General features: G+C 74.1%; 19 protein-coding genes and 2 tRNA genes. 8 read left to right on the top strand and 13 right to left on the bottom strand.

Annotated elements, in window-relative coordinates:
- Nucleotides 1-5 precede the first annotated feature (5 nt).
- The 4 genes from HF519_RS00880 to orn form a co-directional block, all read right to left on the bottom strand.
- Entirely contained in the window at nucleotides 6-728 is a 723-nt protein-coding gene (locus HF519_RS00880) for a ComEA family DNA-binding protein (protein WP_169409670.1), read from the bottom strand.
- Between the two features lie 112 nt (nucleotides 729-840).
- Nucleotides 841-913 (bottom strand) — tRNA-Lys (locus HF519_RS00875).
- Nucleotides 914-1007: 94 nt separating this feature from the next.
- A tRNA-His gene (locus HF519_RS00870) sits at nucleotides 1008-1080 on the bottom strand.
- Between the two features lie 85 nt (nucleotides 1081-1165).
- On the bottom strand, nucleotides 1166-1771 hold the full coding sequence (gene orn / locus HF519_RS00865; protein WP_169409669.1) for an oligoribonuclease: 606 nt from the start codon (nucleotides 1769-1771) through the stop codon (nucleotides 1166-1168).
- An 84-nt stretch (nucleotides 1772-1855) separates the two neighbouring features.
- On the opposite strand from orn, the gene HF519_RS00860 reads away from it, so the two are divergent.
- Nucleotides 1856-3397: a helicase HerA-like domain-containing protein gene (locus HF519_RS00860; RefSeq protein ID WP_312859823.1), complete on the top strand. Its 1542-nt coding sequence runs from the start codon at nucleotides 1856-1858 to the stop codon at nucleotides 3395-3397.
- 133 nt (nucleotides 3398-3530) lie between these two features.
- Here the strand turns inward: HF519_RS00860 and HF519_RS00855 are convergent, their stop codons facing one another.
- The 6 genes from HF519_RS00855 to HF519_RS00830 all read right to left on the bottom strand — a co-directional run bounded on the left by HF519_RS00855 (nucleotide 3531) and on the right by HF519_RS00830 (nucleotide 10289).
- Entirely contained in the window at nucleotides 3531-5108 is a 1578-nt protein-coding gene (locus HF519_RS00855) for a PH domain-containing protein (RefSeq protein ID WP_312859822.1), read from the bottom strand.
- The gene (locus HF519_RS00850; protein ID WP_169409668.1) at nucleotides 5105-5623 is read right to left on the bottom strand and encodes a PH domain-containing protein; all 519 of its coding nucleotides are present in this window, start codon (nucleotides 5621-5623) and stop codon (nucleotides 5105-5107) included. The genes HF519_RS00855 and HF519_RS00850 overlap by 4 nt, the downstream gene beginning before the upstream one ends.
- Before the next feature lie 72 nt (nucleotides 5624-5695).
- Nucleotides 5696-6757, bottom strand: a complete 1062-nt coding sequence (locus HF519_RS00845) for a TIGR03617 family F420-dependent LLM class oxidoreductase (protein WP_169409667.1) — start codon at nucleotides 6755-6757, stop codon at nucleotides 5696-5698.
- 93 nt (nucleotides 6758-6850) lie between these two features.
- On the bottom strand, nucleotides 6851-8032 hold the full coding sequence (locus HF519_RS00840; protein ID WP_169409666.1) for an acyl-CoA dehydrogenase family protein: 1182 nt from the start codon (nucleotides 8030-8032) through the stop codon (nucleotides 6851-6853).
- 170 nt (nucleotides 8033-8202) lie between these two features.
- Nucleotides 8203-9840, bottom strand: coding sequence for an AMP-binding protein (locus HF519_RS00835; protein ID WP_312859821.1), 1638 nt, complete (start codon nucleotides 9838-9840; stop codon nucleotides 8203-8205).
- Nucleotides 9841-9887: 47 nt separating this feature from the next.
- Complete coding sequence (locus tag HF519_RS00830; RefSeq protein WP_169409665.1) at nucleotides 9888-10289, bottom strand: MFS transporter; 402 nt, start codon at nucleotides 10287-10289, stop codon at nucleotides 9888-9890.
- A 119-nt stretch (nucleotides 10290-10408) separates the two neighbouring features.
- On the opposite strand from HF519_RS00830, the gene HF519_RS00825 reads away from it, so the two are divergent.
- Complete coding sequence (locus HF519_RS00825) at nucleotides 10409-10621, top strand: hypothetical protein (protein ID WP_169409664.1); 213 nt, start codon at nucleotides 10409-10411, stop codon at nucleotides 10619-10621.
- Between the two features lie 135 nt (nucleotides 10622-10756).
- On the opposite strand, the gene HF519_RS30790 is transcribed toward HF519_RS00825, so the two are convergent.
- A complete protein-coding gene (locus HF519_RS30790; RefSeq protein WP_438826367.1) occupies nucleotides 10757-11035 on the bottom strand; it encodes an ATP-binding protein in 279 nt (92 codons plus the stop codon).
- Nucleotides 11036-11212: 177 nt separating this feature from the next.
- Here HF519_RS30790 and HF519_RS00815 point away from each other — a divergent pair, with 177 nt between their 5' ends.
- Nucleotides 11213-12757: a TLP1 C-terminal extension domain-containing protein gene (locus HF519_RS00815; protein ID WP_312859820.1), complete on the top strand. Its 1545-nt coding sequence runs from the start codon at nucleotides 11213-11215 to the stop codon at nucleotides 12755-12757.
- Nucleotides 12758-12890: 133 nt separating this feature from the next.
- On the opposite strand, the gene HF519_RS00810 is transcribed toward HF519_RS00815, so the two are convergent.
- Together HF519_RS00810 and HF519_RS00805 are read right to left on the bottom strand one after the other, a co-directional pair.
- Complete coding sequence (locus HF519_RS00810; protein WP_169409663.1) at nucleotides 12891-13634, bottom strand: siderophore-interacting protein; 744 nt, start codon at nucleotides 13632-13634, stop codon at nucleotides 12891-12893.
- 64 nt (nucleotides 13635-13698) lie between these two features.
- Nucleotides 13699-14295 carry a TetR/AcrR family transcriptional regulator gene (locus HF519_RS00805; protein ID WP_169409662.1) on the bottom strand — a complete coding sequence of 199 codons (597 nt, stop codon included), beginning with the start codon at nucleotides 14293-14295 and terminating at the stop codon, nucleotides 13699-13701.
- Nucleotides 14296-14366: 71 nt separating this feature from the next.
- On the opposite strand from HF519_RS00805, the gene HF519_RS00800 reads away from it, so the two are divergent.
- The 5 genes from HF519_RS00800 to HF519_RS00780 form a co-directional block, all read left to right on the top strand.
- A complete protein-coding gene (locus HF519_RS00800) occupies nucleotides 14367-15842 on the top strand; it encodes a flavin-containing monooxygenase (RefSeq protein WP_169409661.1) in 1476 nt (491 codons plus the stop codon).
- A gap of 24 nt (nucleotides 15843-15866) precedes the next feature.
- Nucleotides 15867-16832, top strand: a complete 966-nt coding sequence (locus HF519_RS00795; protein WP_169409660.1) for an o-succinylbenzoate synthase — start codon at nucleotides 15867-15869, stop codon at nucleotides 16830-16832.
- A gap of 99 nt (nucleotides 16833-16931) precedes the next feature.
- The gene (locus tag HF519_RS00790) at nucleotides 16932-17876 is read left to right on the top strand and encodes an NAD(P)/FAD-dependent oxidoreductase (RefSeq protein ID WP_169409659.1); all 945 of its coding nucleotides are present in this window, start codon (nucleotides 16932-16934) and stop codon (nucleotides 17874-17876) included.
- Between the two features lie 10 nt (nucleotides 17877-17886).
- Nucleotides 17887-19356, top strand: coding sequence for an FAD-binding oxidoreductase (locus HF519_RS00785; protein WP_169409658.1), 1470 nt, complete (start codon nucleotides 17887-17889; stop codon nucleotides 19354-19356).
- Between the two features lie 103 nt (nucleotides 19357-19459).
- Nucleotides 19460-19804, top strand: a 345-nt coding sequence (locus HF519_RS00780; RefSeq protein ID WP_438826366.1) for an AMP-binding protein, incomplete at its 3' end; no start/stop codon positions are given.

The raw sequence follows: 19804 nt of genomic DNA, 5'->3' as shown, positions 1-19804 counted from the left end.
AGACGTCAGCGGGTGAGGATCACCGCGCGGTCGCGGATGCGGTCCCACAGCGCCACCGGGATGTCGGTGTAGGCGAACGCGTCGTCCACGTGTGCGAACGGGACGCCGGCGGTCGTACGGGCCTCGACGATGCGCCGGGCGATGCCCGGATCGATCCCGCAGAGGTCGGCGATCACCTCGGCGGGGGCGGAGTTGAGATCGACCAGCCCGCCGTCGTCGTAGTCACGCGGCAGATCGGGACGTCCGATCCGCAGTTCCCGCGCCAGCAGCGGGTCGGCGGCGGCGAGCCGGCGCGCCTCGTCGCGCCGGGTCCGGGCCGCCAGCGCCGCGGCCACCGCAGGGTCGCTGCTGTGCACGGGGGCGACCGGGGGGACCGGCGGCGGGTCCGGCAGGCCGTACACGCGGCGGCGGACGGGACGCAGGTGCAGGCAGGCCGAGACGATGAGCGCGAGGGCGACGACGCCGAACACATCGTCCGCGGCGCCGGAATCCACCGGCCTGCCCGCCTCGTCGGTGTCCGGGCTGAGTGCGATCACCACGATCGCCACCGCGGCGTAGAGCCCCGCCCAGGCCCACAGGGCCCGCTGCCGCAGGCGGGACGCGGCATGTGCGAACGGGACCGGGCTGAGGATGCCGGCCGATGCGATGACGAGCACGAAGTACCAGCCGCCCTCGCGGAATCGTTCGCCGATGCTGCGCGATCCGGCGGGCGACGGGGAAACGGCCATGGCGTGAGCCTAATAACGGACATCACGTCCACCGCCGAGCGGTCCGGGCACAACCCCCGAAACGAACGATCCCCCCGATCGCCGAGGCGATCGGGGGGATCAGGACAAGCTGTGCGCCGCCAGGGACTCGAACCCCGAACCCGCTGGTTAAGAGCCAGCTGCTCTGCCAATTGAGCTAGCGGCGCTTGCCGTATTTCAGTCGCTGCGCCCTACCGCTCGGCGCCTGCGGAACGCTAGCACAGCGTCCTTCAGGCCCCTCGCGGTGGGGCACCGCGGCCGGGTGAGTGACGGGACTCGAACCCGCGACTTCCTGGACCACAACCAGGTGCTCTACCAGCTGAGCTACACCCACCATCACGCACCACCGACCGGAGTCGGTGACGGGAACGATCGTAGCGCCCCGTCCGGCACCCTCGGAAACGGGCCTCCCGGCGACGCTATTCCGCAGGTGGGGCCAGGGATGCGGCCACCGCCTGAGCCTCCTCCGAAGTCGGGCCGGGCGGGGCGACGAACAGGGTCTTGCGGTAGTACGCCAGCTCGCGGATGGACTCCTTGATGTCGGCCAGCGCGCGGTGGGCGAGGCCCTTCTCCGGCTTGGCGTAGAACACCCGCGGAAACCAGCGCCGGGCCAGTTCTTTGAGCGAACTCACATCGATCATCCGATAGTGGAGGTACGCATCGAGTTCGGGCATGTCGCGGGCCAGGAAGCCGCGGTCGGTGGCGATGGAGTTGCCGGCGAGCGGTGCCGTCCCCGGCTCGGGCACGTGCTCGCGGATGTAGGCCAGGGCGAGCTGCTCGGCCTCCGCGAGTCGCATCGTGGAGGTCCGCACCTCCTCGGTCAGCCCCGAACGCTCGTGCATGTCGCGGACCACCTCGGGCATCGCGGCCAGCGCGGACTCGTCGGCGTGAATAACCACGTCGACGCCTTCGCCGAGCACGTTCAGTTCGCCGTCGGTCACCAGCACGGCGATCTCGATGAGGGCGTCCCGGTTCAGGTCCAGCCCGGTCATCTCGCAGTCGATCCACACCAGACGGTCGTTCACCAGCCCAGCCTAAGCGCTGTGTTTGCACTGGTGGGCGTACGCCTGGGGCGTTGGCCCGTCGGACATGCCTTAGGCTCCACCGCCGTGGGGGACATCACAGCAGCGCAGGAGATCGCCGCCGGGTACGCCACCGAGGGCGCCGCACTCGAGCTGGGCACCGTCCTGATCGACGGCGCCGTGGACCCGACCGCCCGGGTCCGCATCCCGTTCGCCACCCTCAACCGGCACGGTCTCGTCGCCGGCGCCACGGGTACCGGCAAGACCAAGACCCTGCAGGGCCTCGCCGAGCAGCTCTCGGCGGCCGGCGTCCCGGTGCTGCTGGCCGACGTCAAGGGTGACCTGTCCGGGCTGGCCCGGGCGGGGGAGTCCAACCCCAAGATCGAGTCACGGGCCGTGGACACCGGCGACGACTGGGTACCCACCGCGTTCCCCGTCGAGTTCCTGTCACTGGGCGGCGGCAGCTCCGCGGTGCCGATCCGGGCGACGATCACCCAGTTCGGGCCGATCCTGCTGTCCAAGGTCCTCGACCTCAACGACACCCAGGAGTCCACCCTCGGCCTGATCTTCCACTGGGCCGACCAGCGTGGCCTGCCACTGCTCGACATCAAGGACCTGCGCGCGGTCATCCAGCACCTGACCTCCGACGAGGGCAAGGCCGACCTCAAGGGTCTCGGCGGGGTCTCCCCGGCAACGGCCGGGGTGATTCTGCGCGCGCTGGTCAACCTCGAGGTCCGGGGTGGTGAGGCGTTCTTCGGCGAGCCCGAGTTCGAGCCGTCCGACCTGCTGCGACAGGTCGACGGCAGAGGGGTCGTCACGCTGCTGGAGCTCGCCGACCAGCAGGCCGACCCGCGACTGTTCTCCACGTTCCTGATGTGGCTGCTGGCCGAGTTGTTCGAGGAGCTGCCCGAGGCGGGCGATCTCGACAAGCCGAAGCTGGTGTTCTTCTTCGACGAGGCGCACCTGCTGTTCAACGACGCGTCGAAGGCGTTCCTGGAACGCATCGAGCAGACCGTGAAGCTCATCCGGTCCAAGGGCGTCGGGGTGTTCTTCTGCACCCAGCTGCCCACCGACGTGCCCAACGCGGTGCTCTCCCAGCTCGGCGCCCGGATCCAGCACGCGCTGCGCGCGTTCACCCCGGAGGACCAGGCGGCGCTGGCCAAGACCGTCAAGACCTACCCGACGACCAGGAACTACGAGCTCGACGAGGCCCTGACGTCGCTGGGCACCGGTGAGGCGATCATCACCGTGCTGTCCGAGCGGGGAGCGCCGACGCCCGTCGCGTGGGCCCGGATGCGCGCGCCGCGGTCGTTGATGGCCGCGATCGGGACCGATGCGGTGACGGCCGCGGCCAAGGCCTCGCCGCTGTACGCCAGGTACGGCGAGACGATCGACCGCGAGTCCGCCTACGAGAAGCTCACCGCGAAGATCGCCGAGGCGCCGGCGCCGGCGCCGGCCGACGCGCCGGCGCCGCCCGCCCCGGAGCCCGAGCGGCGCGCCGAACGCGAGGAGCCCGGCTTCCTCGAGAAGGCGTTCGACTCGCCGGTGGTGAAGTCGTTCCTGCGGTCGGCGGCCAGCGCGCTGGGCCGGGAGATCACCCGGGGGCTCTTCGGCACCCGCCGCCGCTGACCCCGTGAGCGGGAAACGCTGTTCCGGCGGCCGTCGCCGCGCACGACGACGGTGGGCGGTCAGTCGTGGGAGCGTGGCGAAGTCGCGCTCGACGAGGCCACCGGGGAGCAGCACGTCGAGCGCCACACCGCCGTCATCGGGCAGCCCGGCGCCGACCCGGTGACGGGAGGCCGCGGAACGGGGCGAGCAGCCCGGGGGTGGCCGCGTCGGCGAGCGCGACGCCGTCCGCCGCGCCGATGTCGAGCACCTGGTACCCACCCTGGCCGGCTGCGGTCACCGCCTCGACGGTGACCAGCCCGGACCCTCGCTGGAACACGCTCTGGCGGAACGTCCACCCGATCACCCCGCTGCGCCGCAGCGCCACGGTCCGCCGATGCACGCTGCCGAGCCGGGTCACGAGATAGCGGCCGGTCAGCGCGTGCCCGAGGTTGCGGTAGCGGTCCAGGCCGAGCAGAACTGCCGACGGCAGCAGCACCAGCGACGCGGGCCCCAGCCAGGCCAGGGCGGGGACGAGTGCGCCCAGCAGCCACGCACCGGCCACCAGAACCCCCGCCGGCACGACGGCCCGGGACATCCGCCGGAGCAGCGCGGCGCGGGGATGACGGAGCAGCGGAGCCCGCGTGATCACCAGCGGATGCTCACGCAGTACCGCGGACGCCACCCGGTGGGCCTCGGAGCGGGGTGCGGGCGGCTGCAGGGCGCCGCCCTGGGTGCCGCGGCCGAGCCCGGTGGACAGGGCGTGGCACTGCGCACCCCGGCCCGCGCGCAGCAACAGCGGCTCGCTGATCGCGGCGCCGCGCAGCCGGTCCTCCGACACCGACAGCGAGCGCCGGGTGAGCAGCCCGCGCAGCACCCGCAGCGTCCCGTCCGGCTCCCGGGTGAGCCGGTAGTCCCACCAGCGCTCGGCGAACAGCAGCACCGACCCGACCACCGCGACCACCAGCAGCACCGCGCCGACGATCCCGACGCCGACCCACACCGGCGCGCCGGCCAGCCGTTCGGCGGCGTCGTCCACGGCGGGGACGTCGCGCGGGTCGAGCCCCAGGTCGTCGAGCAGGTTGAGGACCGCGGCCACGACGGCGCCGATGCCGGCCAGGGCGGAGAAGGTCAGCGGCGCGAACCGCAGCCAGGACCAGTGCAGCCGGGCCAGCAGCTCGCCAGGCGGCTCGGTGGCAGGCCCGCCGGGCGGCCCGGCCACCGCCGGGGCCGCGGGCCGGGCGACGGCGGGGGAGGGCCGCTCCAGCAACTCCCGGCGCAGCCGCTCGGCCTCGGCCTTGCTCACCGCGTCGAGGCTCAGCCCGTGCTGCTCCAGTCCCGACCCGGACGCCGCGCAGACCCGGACCACACTCAGCCCGAAGATCCGGTGGAGCAGCTTCGCGGTCAGGTCGACGGTGCGGATGCGGTCGCGCGGCACCGACCGCTGCTGCCGGCGCAGCCATCCGCTGTGCAGCTCGACACGGTCCTCGGTCACGCGGTACCGGGTGGTCCGCCAGCGCACCACGCCGGTCAGGACCAGCAGGCCGGCGATGGCGAGAGCCGCCCAGATCCGCACCGGCTCTCCGCGACCGGTGAACAGCAGCACAGCGATGACCGGGACGAGCTGGATCAGGCCGCCCAGCGGTCCGACGACGAGCATCCGGGGGTCGAGGTGCCGCCACGGGGCACCGGAGGTCGGATCGGCCGGGGCCACCACCTGCTCCACATCGGTCACGTGGCGTCCCCGGGCACGGCCTGGGTGGTCTCGGTGAGCACGCGGGCCAGCTCGGCGGCGTCGTCCGCGTCCAGCCCGCGGATCGTGACCGGTCCGCGCGCCGACGCCGTCGTCACGGTGACGCTGGCCAGCTTGAGCAACTGCTGCAGCGGCCCGTGCTCGGTGTCGACGGTCTGTACCCGGGAGATCGGCGCGATCCGCCACTCCCGCACGAGCCAGCCCGAGAGCGTGTAGACGGCCTCGCCGGTGACCTCCCAGCGGTGGATCCGGTACAGGATCCGCGGGACGACGAGCGCGTACGCCAGCCCGAGCACCGCGGTGACCCCGGCGGTCACCGGCAGCCAGCCCGGCGCGTCGGCGCCGAGCACCAGCAGCACCGCCAGTTGCGGGGCGGTCAGCAGCACCGTGCCGAGTACGTCGCGCAGCTGCCACCAGCGCACGGCCCGCGGGTGCACCTGGTGGGCAGGCGGGCGCAGCGGGAGCGCAGTCGGCGGGGGCGGCGGTGCGGTCTGCATGGTTCCACTCTGCCGAACCGGGGGCCGCCGCGCGGGCCGGTCGCGGCAAGCAGCCTGGATGGTCGACCGCTCTCAGAAGCCCCGCTGGACGGCCCGCACGGCCTCGGCCAACCGCTCGTGGTCCTCCGGCCCGTGTACCGGCAGGCTGAACTCGACGGCCGAGCAGACTCCTTCGTAGCGGCGCCAGACCTTCTCGGCGATCTCGTCGTAGGTGCCGACGACGCCGATGGTGTGCACCATCTCGTCGGTCACCAGAGCCTCCATCTCGTCCCAGCGCTGCTCGCGGGACAGCGTGGAGAGCTGCTCGACGATGTCGTCCCAGCCGTGGTGGGAGAACACCGGCCGGTAGGTGCGGGTGGAGGCGTAGAACGAGATCCGCGCGCGGACGTCGCTGACCTTCTTGGCCAGCTCGGTCTCGTTCGGCGCGGTGACGATCAGTGGGCTCGCGACCACCTCGACGTCCTCCGGCGCGCGGCCGCGGCTGGTGGCCCCCGCGTCGACGGCGGGTCGCAGGACGTCCTCGAGGTAGGCGCGGGTGCAGATCGGGTGCGGCCGCACCCCGTCGGCGACCTGCCCGCCGATCCGGGCCATGCCCGGGCGGACGGCGGCGAGGTGCACGGGGATGTCGGGGTGCTCGATGGGCCCGGGGTCGAACAGCGGGTTCATCAGCGTGAGCTGGTAGTGCTCGCCGCGGTGGTCGAGCGGGACGCCCTCCTGCCAGGTGCGCCAGACCGCGCGCACGGCGTCGACGTACTCCCTGATCCACGGCCCGGGCGCCGACCAGCGCATGCCGTAGCGGCGCTCGATGTGGCCCTTGACCTGGGTGCCGAGGCCGAGGGTGAAGCGGCCCCGGGACAGCCGGGCGAGCGTCCACGCGGTCATCGCCGTGACGGTGGGGCTGCGCGGGAACGCGATGGCCACCGCGGTGGTGAGCCGCAGCCGCTCGGTGCGGTCGGCGCCGACGGCCATGACGACGAAGGGATCCTCCTTCGTCTCGGTGAGGACCAGCCCGTCGAAGCCCAGCCGTTCGACGAGCTCCGCCTGCGCGCCGACCGTCGTGAGGTCCAGGCTGATCTCCGCCGCCCGGATGCCCGGGTCCACCTTGCCCAGCGGCAGATGCGTCTCGACCCTCATGTCGCGCTCCCTCCCGACGGCGACACTGCCGTCGCCGGTCAACCTGACATGCCGGTCGCGTGGGAGCAACGGGTGGGCGACCGGTACCCCGGATCAGACCGCCGTGTCGATCTCCGGACGCCGGTCGAGCCGTGTGGTCGCCCCGAACGCCGCGAGCTGCGCGGCCCGGATCGGTGCGGTCTGGGCCTGGATCAGGTGGAACGCCGCCTCCCGCGCCCACCGCTGCTCCGGGCTCGACAGCAGCATCGCGCTTCCCGACCGGGCGGCGATGAGGGCGTGCGCGGCGCGGACGGTCAGCTCCGTGATCTCGCCGCGCAATGCGGTCCGCTCGGCGGTCCGCACACCCAGCGGCACCTCGGTGAGCAGCGCGTACGCCTGCGACCTGCGGTCCGCGGCGAGCTCCGCGAGGTGTGCGGCGAGGTCGGCGGCCTCCGGCCGCTCGCGGCGCAGGCCGACCCGCTCCAGCTCGACGAGCACCCGGCGCAGCAGCCCCAGCGACGCGGGCGTCGTGTTGGCGGTGCGGGCCAGGTCGTGGGCCCGCCAGGCCGGGCCCTCGACGTCGAACAGGACGTCATCACCCGCGATCTGCAGGCCGTCGAGATCGAGGGCGACGGTCCGGGTGCCGGCCATGACGGCCAGTGGGATCTCGGTCCCGGCGCGCAACCCGGGGCGCTCGGCGGCGGGCAGCAGAGCGAAGACGTAGCGGTCGTCGGCGGTGGTGGCGCCGATCATCACCAGGTCGGTCAGGCCCCAGCCGGTGCACCAGTCGGCGTGCCCGGTGAAGGTCCAGCCCCCGCCGGGCGCCGGCTCGGCCCGCACCGCGGGCGTCCCCGGGCGGCGCAGGTGGGCGACGGCGATACCCGAGAGCGTGCTCGCGTCGGCGAGGCCGGCCCGGAACCGCTGTGCCGCGGGGCCGACCACGACGGCGGAGTCCGCGAGCCCGGTCAGCCGGCCCCGGGACATGCCCTGCGGGGTGCGGTGCTGGGTGGCGACGAACCAGGTCGCCCCGCAGGCGCCACTGATGAGCTCGACGGTCTCCGCGTCCACGCGGTCGTCCGCGCCGTGCCCGCCCTCGCTGCGGGGGATCTTGACGCTGAGCAGCCCGGCGCCGGCGAGCTGGGCGAGGTGCGCCGGATCGACGCCGTGCGCCGGGTCGTCGGCGGCCGTCGCGTGCGGCGCCAGCACCTCGTCGGCGAGCCGGGCGGCGGCGCGGACCGCCGGATGGCCGGCGATCGCGGCCGGCGGGGCGAACAGCTCCTCGACGGTGGACGGCACGGCCCCCGACGCTACGCGAACCCCACCGCACCACACGGCCCCGCGCCCCGGCGCGTGGGCCGGGGGGTCCTACGTGCGGGTTGTGCGACCACGAGCGCGTCCGGACGCGCGCGTCGGAAGCACGGGGCGCGCGCGGCCGGGCGGCGATGGCGCCGGGCCGGCCGCAACGCTCACTGCGGGTGGGGGAGCTCGCGGGTCACGACCTTGCCGGTGCTGTTGCGCGGCAGCTCGTCGACGAACACGACGTCGCGGGGGACGGCGAACCGGGCCAGCCGGCCCTTCACGAGTGCACGCACCGCGTCGGCGTCCAGCGACGCGCCGGGTGCCACCACCACGTAGGCCGCGAGGCGCTGCCCGAACGACTCGTCGGGCACCCCGACCACGGCCACCTCCCGTACCTCGTCGTGCTGCGCGATGAGGTCCTCGACGGGGCCCGGGTGCACGTTCTCCCCGCCCGAGACGATCATGTCGTCGGCGCGGCCGGTGAGGTGCAGCCGGCCACGTTCGTCGAGCCGGCCGATGTCACCGGTGCCCAGCAGCCCGTCGTGCTGCTCGATCTCGACGCCCTCGCGGGTGTAGCCCTCGAACGGCAGGTCGTTGCCGACGAAGACGCGACCCTCGGTGCCGGGCGGGACCGGGCGGCCGTCGTCGTCGAGGATCAGCAGCCGCGTGCCCACCGGTGCACGGCCCGCGGTGCCCGGTGCGTCACGCAGGTCGGCCGGACCGGCGATGCTCACCCAGGACACCTCGGTGGAGCCGTAGAGGTTGTAGAGGACGTCGCCGAAGCGGTCCATGAACGCGACCGCGAGGTCGCCGGGCAGGGCCGAGCCGCTGACCGCGACCACCCGCGGCCGATCACCGAGCCGGCCACCGGTGTCGGACTCCAGCACCCGCTGCAGCATCACCGGCACCGCGAACACCACGTCGCAGTGGTACTCGGCGACGGTGTCGAGCAGCGCCTGCGGGGTGAACCGGCGGCGCAGCACCACCGTCGATCCGTGCAGCACCGCCAGCAACAGGCCGGCGTTGCCCCACGTGTGGAACAGGGGGGCCGCGATGAACACCGTCTCGCCCGCTCGCAGCGGGATCTCGGACAGGATCGACGCGGCCGGCGCGAGGCTGGACGGGTGCGGCCGGCGCGCGCCCTTCGGCGTGCCGGTGGTGCCGGAGGTGAGCACGATCGTGCGGCCCGGGGCCGGCCGGACGGGCAGGGCCGACCGCCCGTCCCGGGCGATCAGCTCCTCGAGCGTCGTCCCACCCTCCGGAGCCGATCCCCACGCGGTGATCACGTTGCACCCTGCGGGCAGCTTCGCGAGCACCCCGGACTCGGAGAACTCGGCGTCGGCCACCACGGTGTGCAGGTCGAGCTCGTCGGCCACCCCGCCGAGCTGTTCGGTGGACAGTCCGGTGTTGAGCAGGACGACGTCGGCGCCCAGCTTGCCCGCCGCGACCATCGTCTCGATCGGCCCCCGGTGGTTGCGGCACAGCACCCCGACGGCGGTGCCCTCGCCGATCCCGGTGTCGGCGAGGGCGCGGGCCAGCCGGTCGGTCCGCCAGTGGATCTCGGCGTAGCTCACCGCGCCCGCGTCGTCGATGATCGCGGTGCGGCGGGGGTGCCGGGCGGCGCCCACCGCGTACCCGCCGGCGACACTGAGCCCGTAGCGCAACACCCCGCCGGCCAGCCCGACGAGCCGGTCCGGGCGGATCGGCCGCACCACCCCGGAGCGGGTGAGCGCGCCGAGGGCGCGCACCGTCCCGGCTGTCCGTTCGAAGGTGGTGCCGGCCGCCGCGCGGAATGCGTCGATCACGATCCTCAGTCTGACAGCGGGCCGCCCGTACGGCCGGGACGGGCGGCTCAGGCGTGGGTCCTCGCGTCCTCCATCTCGTTCCGGTAGGTCTCGGTGAGCGCGAGGGTGCAGCCGATGGCGATCAGCGACACCACGATGATGTAGATCGAGATCGCGGCGGTGCCGCCGGTCGTCTCGAGCAGGGCGACTGACACCAGTGGCGCGATCGCGCCGCCGAGCAGCGCACCGAGCTGGTAGCCCAGCGACGCGCCGCTGTAGCGCAGCTCGGCGCTGAACATCTCGGAGAAGAATGCCGCGAGCGGGCCGTACATCATCGACAGGGCCAGCTGGGCGACGGTCAGGGCGAGCGTGATGCTCCAGGTCTGACCCATGTCGACCAGCCAGAACAGCGGGAACGCCCACAGCGCCGTGGCGATCGACCGTGAGCCGGGGCGCATGACGGAACTCACAACGCCGTGAATGTGTCAGAAATCACGATCAAGACCTGCAACACGTCACGGGCGGATGACGACGATTCTGTGGGCCGCCGCTCGCGGCCCGTCCACCACCGGATTCGTCGGGGACCTTCATGCAGCTGTACAGCGCCTCCGTCCTGCCGCGCCGTGGCCGGTCGACCACCGCCACCCTGCCGGCCCGGGCCACCCGCCCGGCCCGTACCACGCCGCGCCGCGGCCCGATCTCGAGCACCTGCCGCTGCGGCGCCGAGCGCGCGACACACGAGCACCTGCGTCCCGGGCGCGACTGCGCGCGGTGTACCGACCACCGGGCCGCCCGCGACTGACCGCGGTTCTCGCCCGCACCGCCGTTCCGGGACGACCGTGAACGCGGCCGGTCGGTGAACCGGGGAGTCGAGAAGCGGGGGCCGAAGGAGGAGTCCCCGGGTCAGGGTGGGTGCCGGCTGGGGTCGCGTGGTCGGTCACGTCCGGTGCGGGCGTGCCGCCGCCCGGCAGCCGCGCCGTGAACTCGGTGTGCCCGCCGCACTCTGCACCCCGACGGTCCCGCGGATCGCGGCCACCACCGCGTCGACGATCGCGAGCCTGAGCCCGGTACTGCCCTGGGCCCGCGAGCGCGACTTCTCCCCGCGCGCGAAACGCTCGAAGACGTGCGGCAGCAACTCGGGCGGGATGCCGGGGCCGATGTCGGTGACGGTGAGCAGCGCGGCCCCGTCGGCGGAGCGGGTCAGCCCGACCGTCACCTCGGTACCCGCCGGGGTGTGCGTGCGGGCTCGCCCGGCGGGCTGTGCCTGTCGTGAGTGGTTCCTGTGCGGGAGCTGTGTGTCGCCGGGTGATGCCGCGGCGCCGGCCGCAGGCGATCGTACCCGCGCCGTCGGCCCGGTTTCCGGGCCGCAACCGTCTGTATTACCGTGCGCGCGGTGCGCGACGAGGAACGACTGCCCGTACTGGTCGGTGCGGGCCAGGTGCTGGGCAACCGCGACCGGACGGTGGCGGGTGCCCGGGAACCGGTTCGCCTGATCCTCGACGCGGTGGCCGCCGCCGCGTCCGACGCCGCGGGCAGCGGCGCCTGCCGGTTGCTGCGCGACGTCGACGCCATCGATGTGGTCAACGTGGCGAGCTGGGGCTACGACGATCTGCCCGGCGTCCTCGCCGAGCGGCTGGGCGCCCAGCCGAGGCACCGCTTCGCCGCCCCGGTCGGCGGGCACCGGCCGGCCGAGTTGCTCGACCGCGCCGCCGCCCGGGTGGTGGCGGGGGAGTCGCGGGTGTCGCTGCTCGTCGGCGGCGAGGCGCAGGCCAGCGTGGTGGCCCTGGCCAAGGCCGGCGTCGACCCCGCGGGCGATCTCGGCTGGAGCGCCGAGCCCGGTGGCCCCCCGGCTTTCAGCCCCGACGAGCTGGGCAGTCCGGCGATGCGGGCCGCCGGACTGGTACTCCCGACCCGGGTCTACCCGATGTTCGAGAACGCCCTGCGCCACCGCCTCGGTGACAGCCCGGCGCAGGCCGCCACCTGGGCCGCGGACCTCTATGCCGCGTTCTCGCGGGTGGCCGCGGACAACCCCGTGGCCTGGAACCCGGAGGTGCGGTCGGCGGGGGAGATCGCGACGGTCGGCCCCGGCAACCGGATGGTCTGCGAGCCCTATCCGCTCGCCGTGAACGCGATGCCGATGGTGGACCAGGCCGCCGCGGTGATCGTCACCTCACTCGCCGCGGCCCGCGAGTACGGCGTGCCCGAGGACATGATCGTGTACGTGTGGGGTGGCGCCGGCGCCGTCGACTCCCCGGATGTGCTGGCCAGGCCCGGTTTCGACCGGTCGCCGGCCCTGGAGTCGGCGCTGGACCGTTGCCTCGCCGCGGGCGGCATCCCCACCGACGCACTCGACGTCGTCGACGTCTACAGCTGCTTCCCGGTGGTGCCCAAGCTCGTGGCCGGCCACCTGGGGATGTCGCGCTCCGACGTGCCCAGCGTGACCGGCGGGCACTCGTCGTTCGGCGGCCCGTTGAGCAGCTACAGCCTGCACGCGTTGGTCGCGGTGGCCGGCCGGCTGCGCACCGGTGCTCGCACGGCGCTCGTGCACGCCAACGGCGGCTACCTCACCCACCAGCACGCCGTGCTGCTCGGCCGGGACCCGCACCCGCGCGGGTACATCGGCGACCCGGAGGCCGTGGACACCGCGGCCGCCGCCGGCCCGGCCCCGCAGCTCGCCCCGGCCGCCGAGGGCGAGATGACGGTGGAGACCGCCACCGTCGAGTACGGCCGCGACGGCGAGCCGGCGCAGGCCTTCCTCATCGCGCGCACCGCGGACGGACGGCGGTTCGCGGCGTCGACGCCGCCCGGGGACGCCGCCAGCGCACAGGCCCTGTCGCTGTACCCGGACGCGCTCGCCGAGGGTCCGGAGGACGAGGTCGTGGGCCGCAAGATCAGGGTGTCGCTCACCGACGGCCACGCCACGGTCGACCGCATCTGACCGCCCCCACCGCCGACCGCGTTGTGGACCCTCGACGCGATCGACGGGCTACTGCGGGCGCGTTGTGGAGCCTTGACGCAGTGGGGGCTGCTGCTGCGGGCGCGTTGTGGAGCCTTGATGCGGGCGGCAGGGGTCAGCGCAGGCGCCAGTAGCCCGTGGCGTAGACGGCGCGGCGGTCGAGCTTGCGGTCGTCGAGCAGGTGTTTGCGCAGGTCGCGGACCGCGGCCGACTCACCGGCGAGCCAGGCCTGCCCGGCCCCGTCGGGCAGCTCCGCGGCGCGGACGGTCTCGACCAGCGGCGTCCCGGCCTCGCGGCCCCCGCGGTGCACCCAGTGGATCTCCGCGGATCCGGGCAGCCGCTGCTCCTCGTCGGTGTCGGCGACCTCGAGGAACGCGAGCGCCGGGACACCGGCCGGTAGTGCCTGGAGCACCGTCGCGACGGCCGGCAGCGCGGTCTCGTCCCCGAGGATCAGGTGGAACGTCGCGGCCGGGTCCGGCACGTAGCGCCCGCCGGGCTCCGACACCCCGACCCAGGCGCCGGGGCCCGCAGCGCGCGCCCACGCCGCGGCGGGGCCGTGCCCTTCGTGCAGTACGAAGTCGACGTCGAGCTCGCCGGCGCCCGCGTCGAAGCGGCGGACGGTGTAGGTGCGGATCGCGGGCCGGGCCTCGCCGGTGGGCCAGACGGGGCCGCCGGTGCTCGCGCGCGGGATCGCGGGGCGTTCCTGGCCCTCGACCGGGAAGAACATCTTGATCCGCCGATCCGGTCCCTCGCCGGGAAAGCCGGCCAGTTCCTCGCCGCCGAGGGTCACGCGGATCATCCGCGGGGTGATCTGCTCGCTGCGCCGCACCTGCAGCAGCCGTGGTGCCGTCGTCGTCATCGGTACCGATTCTGCCGCTTCGCAGGTCGTGCGCGGCAACGGGTGCCGGAACGGCGCCATCCGCTCACCGGAGGTGGGCGAGGCCCGTCCAGGCCAGGTCCATGAGGTACTCGGTGGCCTGTTCGCTGCTGACGCGAGGGTCCTGCCCGCGCCACAGGGCCAGCCGCTCGCACGCGCCGACGATCACCTGCGACCAGCCGGCGAGCCGCTGGGGGTCGGCGTCGGGGGCCTGGGTGGCGAGCAGCGCGGCGATGAAGTCGGTCTGCTGGGCGCGGATCTCCTCCAGCGCGGGGCCTGCGCCCGCGGAGATGGCGGCTTCGGAGTAGAGCAGCGTCCACGCCGGACGCTGGGTGTCGAGGTAGTCGAAGAAGGCCTTCGTGCCCTGCCGCAGCATGTCCTCGGACCCCTGGGCGGCGGCCGCGGCGGCCGCGGTGACCTCGAGCAGGTCGGTACGGGCCCGCGCGACGCAGGCCAGCAGCAGGCCCTCCTTGGAGCCGAAATGGGTGTAGACGACGGGCTTGGTGACCCCGACCCGTTCCGCGACGGCGTCCATCGACGCGTTCTGGTACCCCCGCTCGGAGAACACGGCGACGGCCGCGTCGAGGATCTGGCGTTCGCGCTCGGCGCGACCGACCCTGCGGCGGGGTGTGCTGGTCTCCACGAGAAGACTCTACCGCAAGTAGGTTACCCGTGGTAACTTACCGCCGGTAACGAGATCGGGAGGAGCGCGAGATGAGCGAGCAGGTCCCGCTGAGCGGGGACGTCACCGAGGTCGTCATCGTCGGCAGCGGGTTCGCCGGCCTCGGCGCCGCGGTGAAGCTGGACGAGGCGGGGCGCCGCGACTTCGTCATCCTGGAGAAGGGCGACACCCTCGGCGGCACCTGGCGGGACAACACCTATCCCGGCTGCGCCTGCGACGTCGAGTCCCACCTGTACTCGTTCTCCTTCCGGCAGAACCCGAACTGGACGCGCACGTTCGCCCGGCAGCCGGAGATCCGCGCGTATCTGGAGGACGTCGCCGACCACTACCGGCTGCGTGACCGGATCCGCTACGGCGTCACGGTCACCGGCGCGGAGTGGGACGGCACGCACTGGGACGTCCGCACCGCCGACGGGTCGACGATCCGGGCGCGCTTCGTCATCTGGGGCACCGGCGCGCTGCACGAGCCCTCGGTGCCCGAGATCGAAGGCCTCGACCGCTTCGCCGGCACGGCCTTCCACTCCGCGCAGTGGGACCACTCCCACGACCTGACGGGCAAGCGCGTCGCGGTGATCGGCACCGGGGCCAGCGCGATCCAGTTCGTGCCCGCCATCGCCCCCGAGGTCGCCTCGCTGACCCTGTTCCAGCGGACGGCGCCGTGGGTGCTGCCCAAGCCCGACCGCCCCATCAGCGAGCGCGCCCGGACGCTCTTCGCCCGCTTCCCGCTCCTGCAGAAGCTCAACCGCACGGCGCTGTACTGGCGGCACGAGGCCCTGGTCGGCGGGTTCCTGAACCCCAGGTACATGAAGCTGGTCGAGCGGTTCGCGCACAAGTACCTCGACCGCAAGTTCGCCGGCGACCCGGAGCTGAGGGCCAAGGTCACGCCGAACTTCACCATCGGCTGCAAGCGCATCCTGTTGTCGAACGACTACTACCCGGCCTTACGTCGGGACAACGTGGCCGTCGAGACGGATGAGATCGTCCGGATCACCGAGACCGGGGTGGTCACCGCCGACGGCCGCGAGCACGAGGTCGACACGATCATCTTCGGCACCGGGTTCAAGGTCGCCGACGGGATGAGCCAGGTCGCCGTCACCGGCCGCGACGGCGTCAAGCTGGGCGACGTCTGGCGCGACGGCGTCGAGGCGCTGCTCGGCACCACCGTGTCCGGCTTCCCGAACCTGTTCCTCATCGTCGGGCCGAACACCGGCCTCGGGCACAGCTCGATGGTCTACATGATCGAGTCTCAGGTGAACTACATCGTCGACGCCATGCAGGTGACCGACCGGCACCGGGCGCGGGCCATCGACACGGTCCGCGACCGGCAGGACGCCTTCAACGCCGCGATCCAGCGCAAGCTGGACAAGTCGGTGTGGACCCAGGGCGGCTGCGCGAGCTGGTACCTCGACGAGCACGGCAGGAACCGGACGCTGTGGCCGGACTACACGTTCAACTTCCGCAAGCGCACCCGCAAGATCGATCCGGCGGACCACGAGCTGCTGGTCTGACCGTCCGGCGTAGGTTCTCCCGGCGTGCAGGCCGACGTCTACGCGATCGAGACGACCACCCGGTTCCGCGGGATCAGCGTCCGTGAAGGGATGCTGCTCGCGGGCCCGGCGGGCTGGGGCGAGTTCTGCCCGTTCCCCGAGTACGACGACGCCGAGGCCGCGCCGTGGCTCGCCGCGGCGCTCGAGGCGGCGCACGACGGCTGGCCCGAGCCGGTCCGCGAGCGGATCCCGGTGAACTGCATCGTCCCGGCGGTCGTCCCGGAGCGGGCGCACGCCATGGTCGTCGCGTCGGGCTGCGCGACGGCCAAGGTCAAGGTGGCCGACGAACCGGGCTCGCTGCCGGCCGATCTCGAACGGGTCGCCGCGGTCCGCGACGCGCTGGGCCCGGCCGGTGCCGTCCGGGTCGACGCCAACGCGCGCTGGGACGTCGACGAGGCGGTGACCGCGATCCGGGCACTGGACCGGGCCGCGGGCGGACTGCAGTACGTCGAGCAGCCGTGCGTCACCGTCGACGAGCTCGCCGCCGTCCGGCGGCGGGTGGACGTGCGGATCGCCGCGGACGAGTCGATCCGCCGAGCCGAGGATCCGCTGCGGGTGGCGGTCGCCGAGGCGGCCGACGTCGCGGTGCTCAAGTGCGCCCCGCTCGGCGGGGTGCGCCGGGCCCTGGCCGTGGCGGAGGCCTGCGGGCTGCCCTGCGTGGTGTCGTCCGCGCTGGAGACGAGCGTCGGGCTGGCGGCGGAGATCGCGCTCGCGGCCGCGTTGCCGCAACTGGACTTCGCGTGCGGGCTCGGCACCCGTGCACTGCTGCGCGAGGACGTCGTGGACCCGGTCGAGGAGCTGCGACCCGTCGACGGCTGGTTGCCGGTGCGCCGCGCCGCGCCGGAGCCGGTTCGCCGTGCCGACGTGGCCGCCGGCCCGGAGCGTGCGCACTGGTGGTCGGGCCGCCTGGCCCGCGTGTCGGCCCTCATCGATCCGCGTCGAGCAGGCTGAGCGGTGCTCCGCCGCCCTGGCCGGCGATGAGTCCGTCGGCCGGGGACGGCGGCGCGGGAGGTGGGCGGGGCGCCGACCGGGCCCTACGCTGAATCCATCATGTCCGTCGTCGTGGTGGGGGCCGGGCTCGCCGGCATCGCCTGCGCCGTGGAGTTGCGGGCCGCCGGTGTCGGCGTCCGTGTGCTCGACCGGGCCGACAGGGTCGGCGGGCGGATGGCCAGCAAGGAGATGGAGGGCCGCGAGGTCGACTACGGGGCCGCGTACTTCACGATGCGTGACCCGGAGTTCGCCGAGGTCGTCGGCCGCTGGCGGACGGCGGGCCTGGCCCGGCCGTGGACCTCGGAACTCGCCGTCCTCGGTCCCGGGGGCCGGCGGCGCTCGCCCGGGCCGATGCGCTGGGCCGCCTCGCACGGGCTGCGCAGCCTGGTCGCCGAGCTGGCGGCAGGCCTCGACGTCGAGCTGGGACACGAGGTGCGCCACGTGGGCCCCGGTCCGGTGGTCGACGGTCGGCCGGCCGATGCCGTGGTGCTCGCGATGCCCGATCCACAGGCGGCGCGGCTGCTCGATCCGTCGTCGTGCGCCGCAGCGGCCGTCACCGGCCGCACCTGGCGTCCGGTGGTGGCGGTCACGGCCCGCTACCCGCTCCGGGAGTGGACCGAACTGCCCGCCGCGTTCGTCAACGACCACCCGGTGCTGTCACTGATCGCCGACGACGGGGACCGCCGTGGCGACGGCGCCCCGGTGCTGGTCGCGCACACCACGAGTGCCGTGGCCCGTCGCCACGACGAGGACCCGGACGCCGCGGTGCCCGAGGTCGTCGAGGCCATGCAGGACCTGCTGGACCTGCAGCACGCTCCGGAGTGGACGAACGCGCACCGGTGGCGCTTCGCCGCGCCCGAGTCCGACCGGGACGAGCCGTTCCTGCTCACCGACGACGGGATCGGCCTGGCCGGCGACGGCTGGGGGAGTGCCCGGATCGAGACGGCCTGGCGGTCGGGCACCCTGCTCGGCCGGGAGGTGGCCCGCCGGCGGCTCACCGGTTAGCGTCGCGCACATGGTGGAGCCCGTCGATGTGCGTCCCGCCCGCCCCTTCGGCGGGCCGGGGCCGGGGCCGGTCCCGGCTCCGCCGGCCGACGACCCGGCAGGGGCGGCCGTGCTGTCGGATCTGGTCGCCGCGCTGCCGGCCGACCGGGTGCTCACCGACCCCGACACCATCGCGCCCTACGTGCACGACGAGGCGGAATGGGCCGACCACGGCAGCCCCGTCGCCGTCGTCCGCCCGCGCAGCACCGCCGAGGTCGCCGCGGTGGTCACCGCGTGCGCCGCGGCCCGCGTCCCGGTCGTCACCCGGGGAGCGGGGACCGGCCTGTCCGGCGGGGCCAACGCCGTCGACGGGTGCGTGGTGCTGTGCACCGAGCGGATGCGCGAGATCGTCGAGATCGACCCCGGGGAGCGGCTCGCCGTCGTCCAGCCCGGGGTCGTCAACGACGACCTGCGCGCGGCGGTCGCCGCCCAGGGCCTGTGGTACCCACCCGACCCGGCCAGCGCCCCCTGGTCGACCATCGGCGGGAACGTCGCCACGAACGCCGGCGGGCTGTGCTGCGTGAAGTACGGGGTCACCCGCGACTACGTGCTCGCGCTCGAGGTCGTCACCGCGTCCGGGGAGGTGGTCCGCCTGGGCCGGCGCACCGCCAAGGGCGTCGCCGGCTACGACCTGGCCGGGCTGATGGTCGGCTCCGAGGGCACCCTCGGGGTGATCACCGAGATCACCGTGAAGCTGCGGCCGCTGCGTGCCACGCCGCCGCGCACCGTCGTCGGGTTCTTCGACACCCTCGCCGACTGCGGAGCCGCCGTCGCCGCCGTCACGGCGCGGGGCCTGCAGCCCGCCGCATTCGAGCTGATCGACCGGCACTGCCTGCACGCGGTGAACGAGTGGAAGCAGGCCGGGCTGCCGGAGGACGCGGCGGCGCTGCTGCTCGCGCAGACCGACCTGCCCGAGCCGGCGGCGAGCGCCGAGGCCGAGGCGATCCACGCCGAGTTCGTCGCGGCCGGGGCGAAGGACGCGATGATGTCCACCGACCCGGTGGAGGCCGAGGCGCTGTTCGATGCCCGCCGGCTCGCCTACCCGGCACTGGAGCAGCGGGGCGACGCGGTGCTGACCGAGGACGTCTGCCTGCCGCGGGGCCGACTGGCCGAGATGCTGGGGCGGGTCGAGGAGATCGCGGCCCGGCACCGGACGTTGGTCGCGAACATCGCGCACGCCGGCGACGGCAACCTGCACCCGCTGATCATCGTCCCGCACGGCGATCCGGCGGCGAAGGCGCGTGCCCAGGCCGCCTTCGACGAGATCGTGATCGCCGCCATCGACCTCGGTGGCACCGTGACCGGGGAGCACGGCGTCGGGCTGCTCAAGCGCGCGGGCATGCGCCGCGAGCTCGGGCCGGGTGCGCTGGCGATGCAGCGGGCGATCAAGGCGGCCCTGGATCCGCACGACATCCTCAACCCGGGCAAAGTGATCGGGTGACCGCCGCCCCGAAGCGCCCAGCCCCACCTGATCACCGGCCGGAAGCCGGCGACCGCGGATCTCGCGGATCCGACTCCCGGGTGCCGATCACGGACGGTGCGCGGTGAGCACCGGGCGCCTGCTTCCCCCGCTGGCCGATCCATCGGACCGCCGGGCGCTGGCCTTCGGTACCGACCCCGGTGCTGCGCTGACCTACCGCGAGCTCGCCGAGGTCGCGGGCGGACTGGCCGGGCGCCTCGCCGGGCGGGGCCGGGTGGCGGTGTGGGCGACGCCCAGCCTGAACACCGCCGTCGGTGTGGTCGCCGCGTTGCTGGCCGGCGTGCCGGCCGTCCCGGTCAACCCGAAGATCGGTGAGCGCGAGCTCGGGCATGTCGTGTCGGACGCCGCTCCCGAGGTGGTCCTGGCCGCGCCGGACGACGAACTACCGCCGCCCCTCGCCGCCCTGCCC

This window comes from Pseudonocardia bannensis (genome assembly GCF_012911875.1).
In the GTDB taxonomy this organism is placed as follows: Bacteria; Actinomycetota; Actinomycetes; order Mycobacteriales; family Pseudonocardiaceae; genus Pseudonocardia; species Pseudonocardia bannensis.
This window is presented reverse-complemented; position numbering and strand designations above follow the sequence as displayed.

Coding starts and splice junctions, on each gene's coding strand:
- HF519_RS00880 (WP_169409670.1), bottom strand. CDS start 728: ATGGCCGTTTCCCCGTCGCCCGCCGGATCGCGCAGCATCGGCGAACGA.
- HF519_RS00850 (WP_169409668.1), bottom strand. CDS start 5,623: ATGCAGACCGCACCGCCGCCCCCGCCGACTGCGCTCCCGCTGCGCCCG.
- HF519_RS00845 (WP_169409667.1), bottom strand. CDS start 6,757: ATGAGGGTCGAGACGCATCTGCCGCTGGGCAAGGTGGACCCGGGCATC.
- HF519_RS00825 (WP_169409664.1), top strand. CDS start 10,409: ATGCAGCTGTACAGCGCCTCCGTCCTGCCGCGCCGTGGCCGGTCGACC.
- HF519_RS00810 (WP_169409663.1), bottom strand. CDS start 13,634: ATGACGACGACGGCACCACGGCTGCTGCAGGTGCGGCGCAGCGAGCAG.
- HF519_RS00800 (WP_169409661.1), top strand. CDS start 14,367: ATGAGCGAGCAGGTCCCGCTGAGCGGGGACGTCACCGAGGTCGTCATC.
- HF519_RS00790 (WP_169409659.1), top strand. CDS start 16,932: ATGTCCGTCGTCGTGGTGGGGGCCGGGCTCGCCGGCATCGCCTGCGCC.
- HF519_RS00785 (WP_169409658.1), top strand. CDS start 17,887: ATGGTGGAGCCCGTCGATGTGCGTCCCGCCCGCCCCTTCGGCGGGCCG.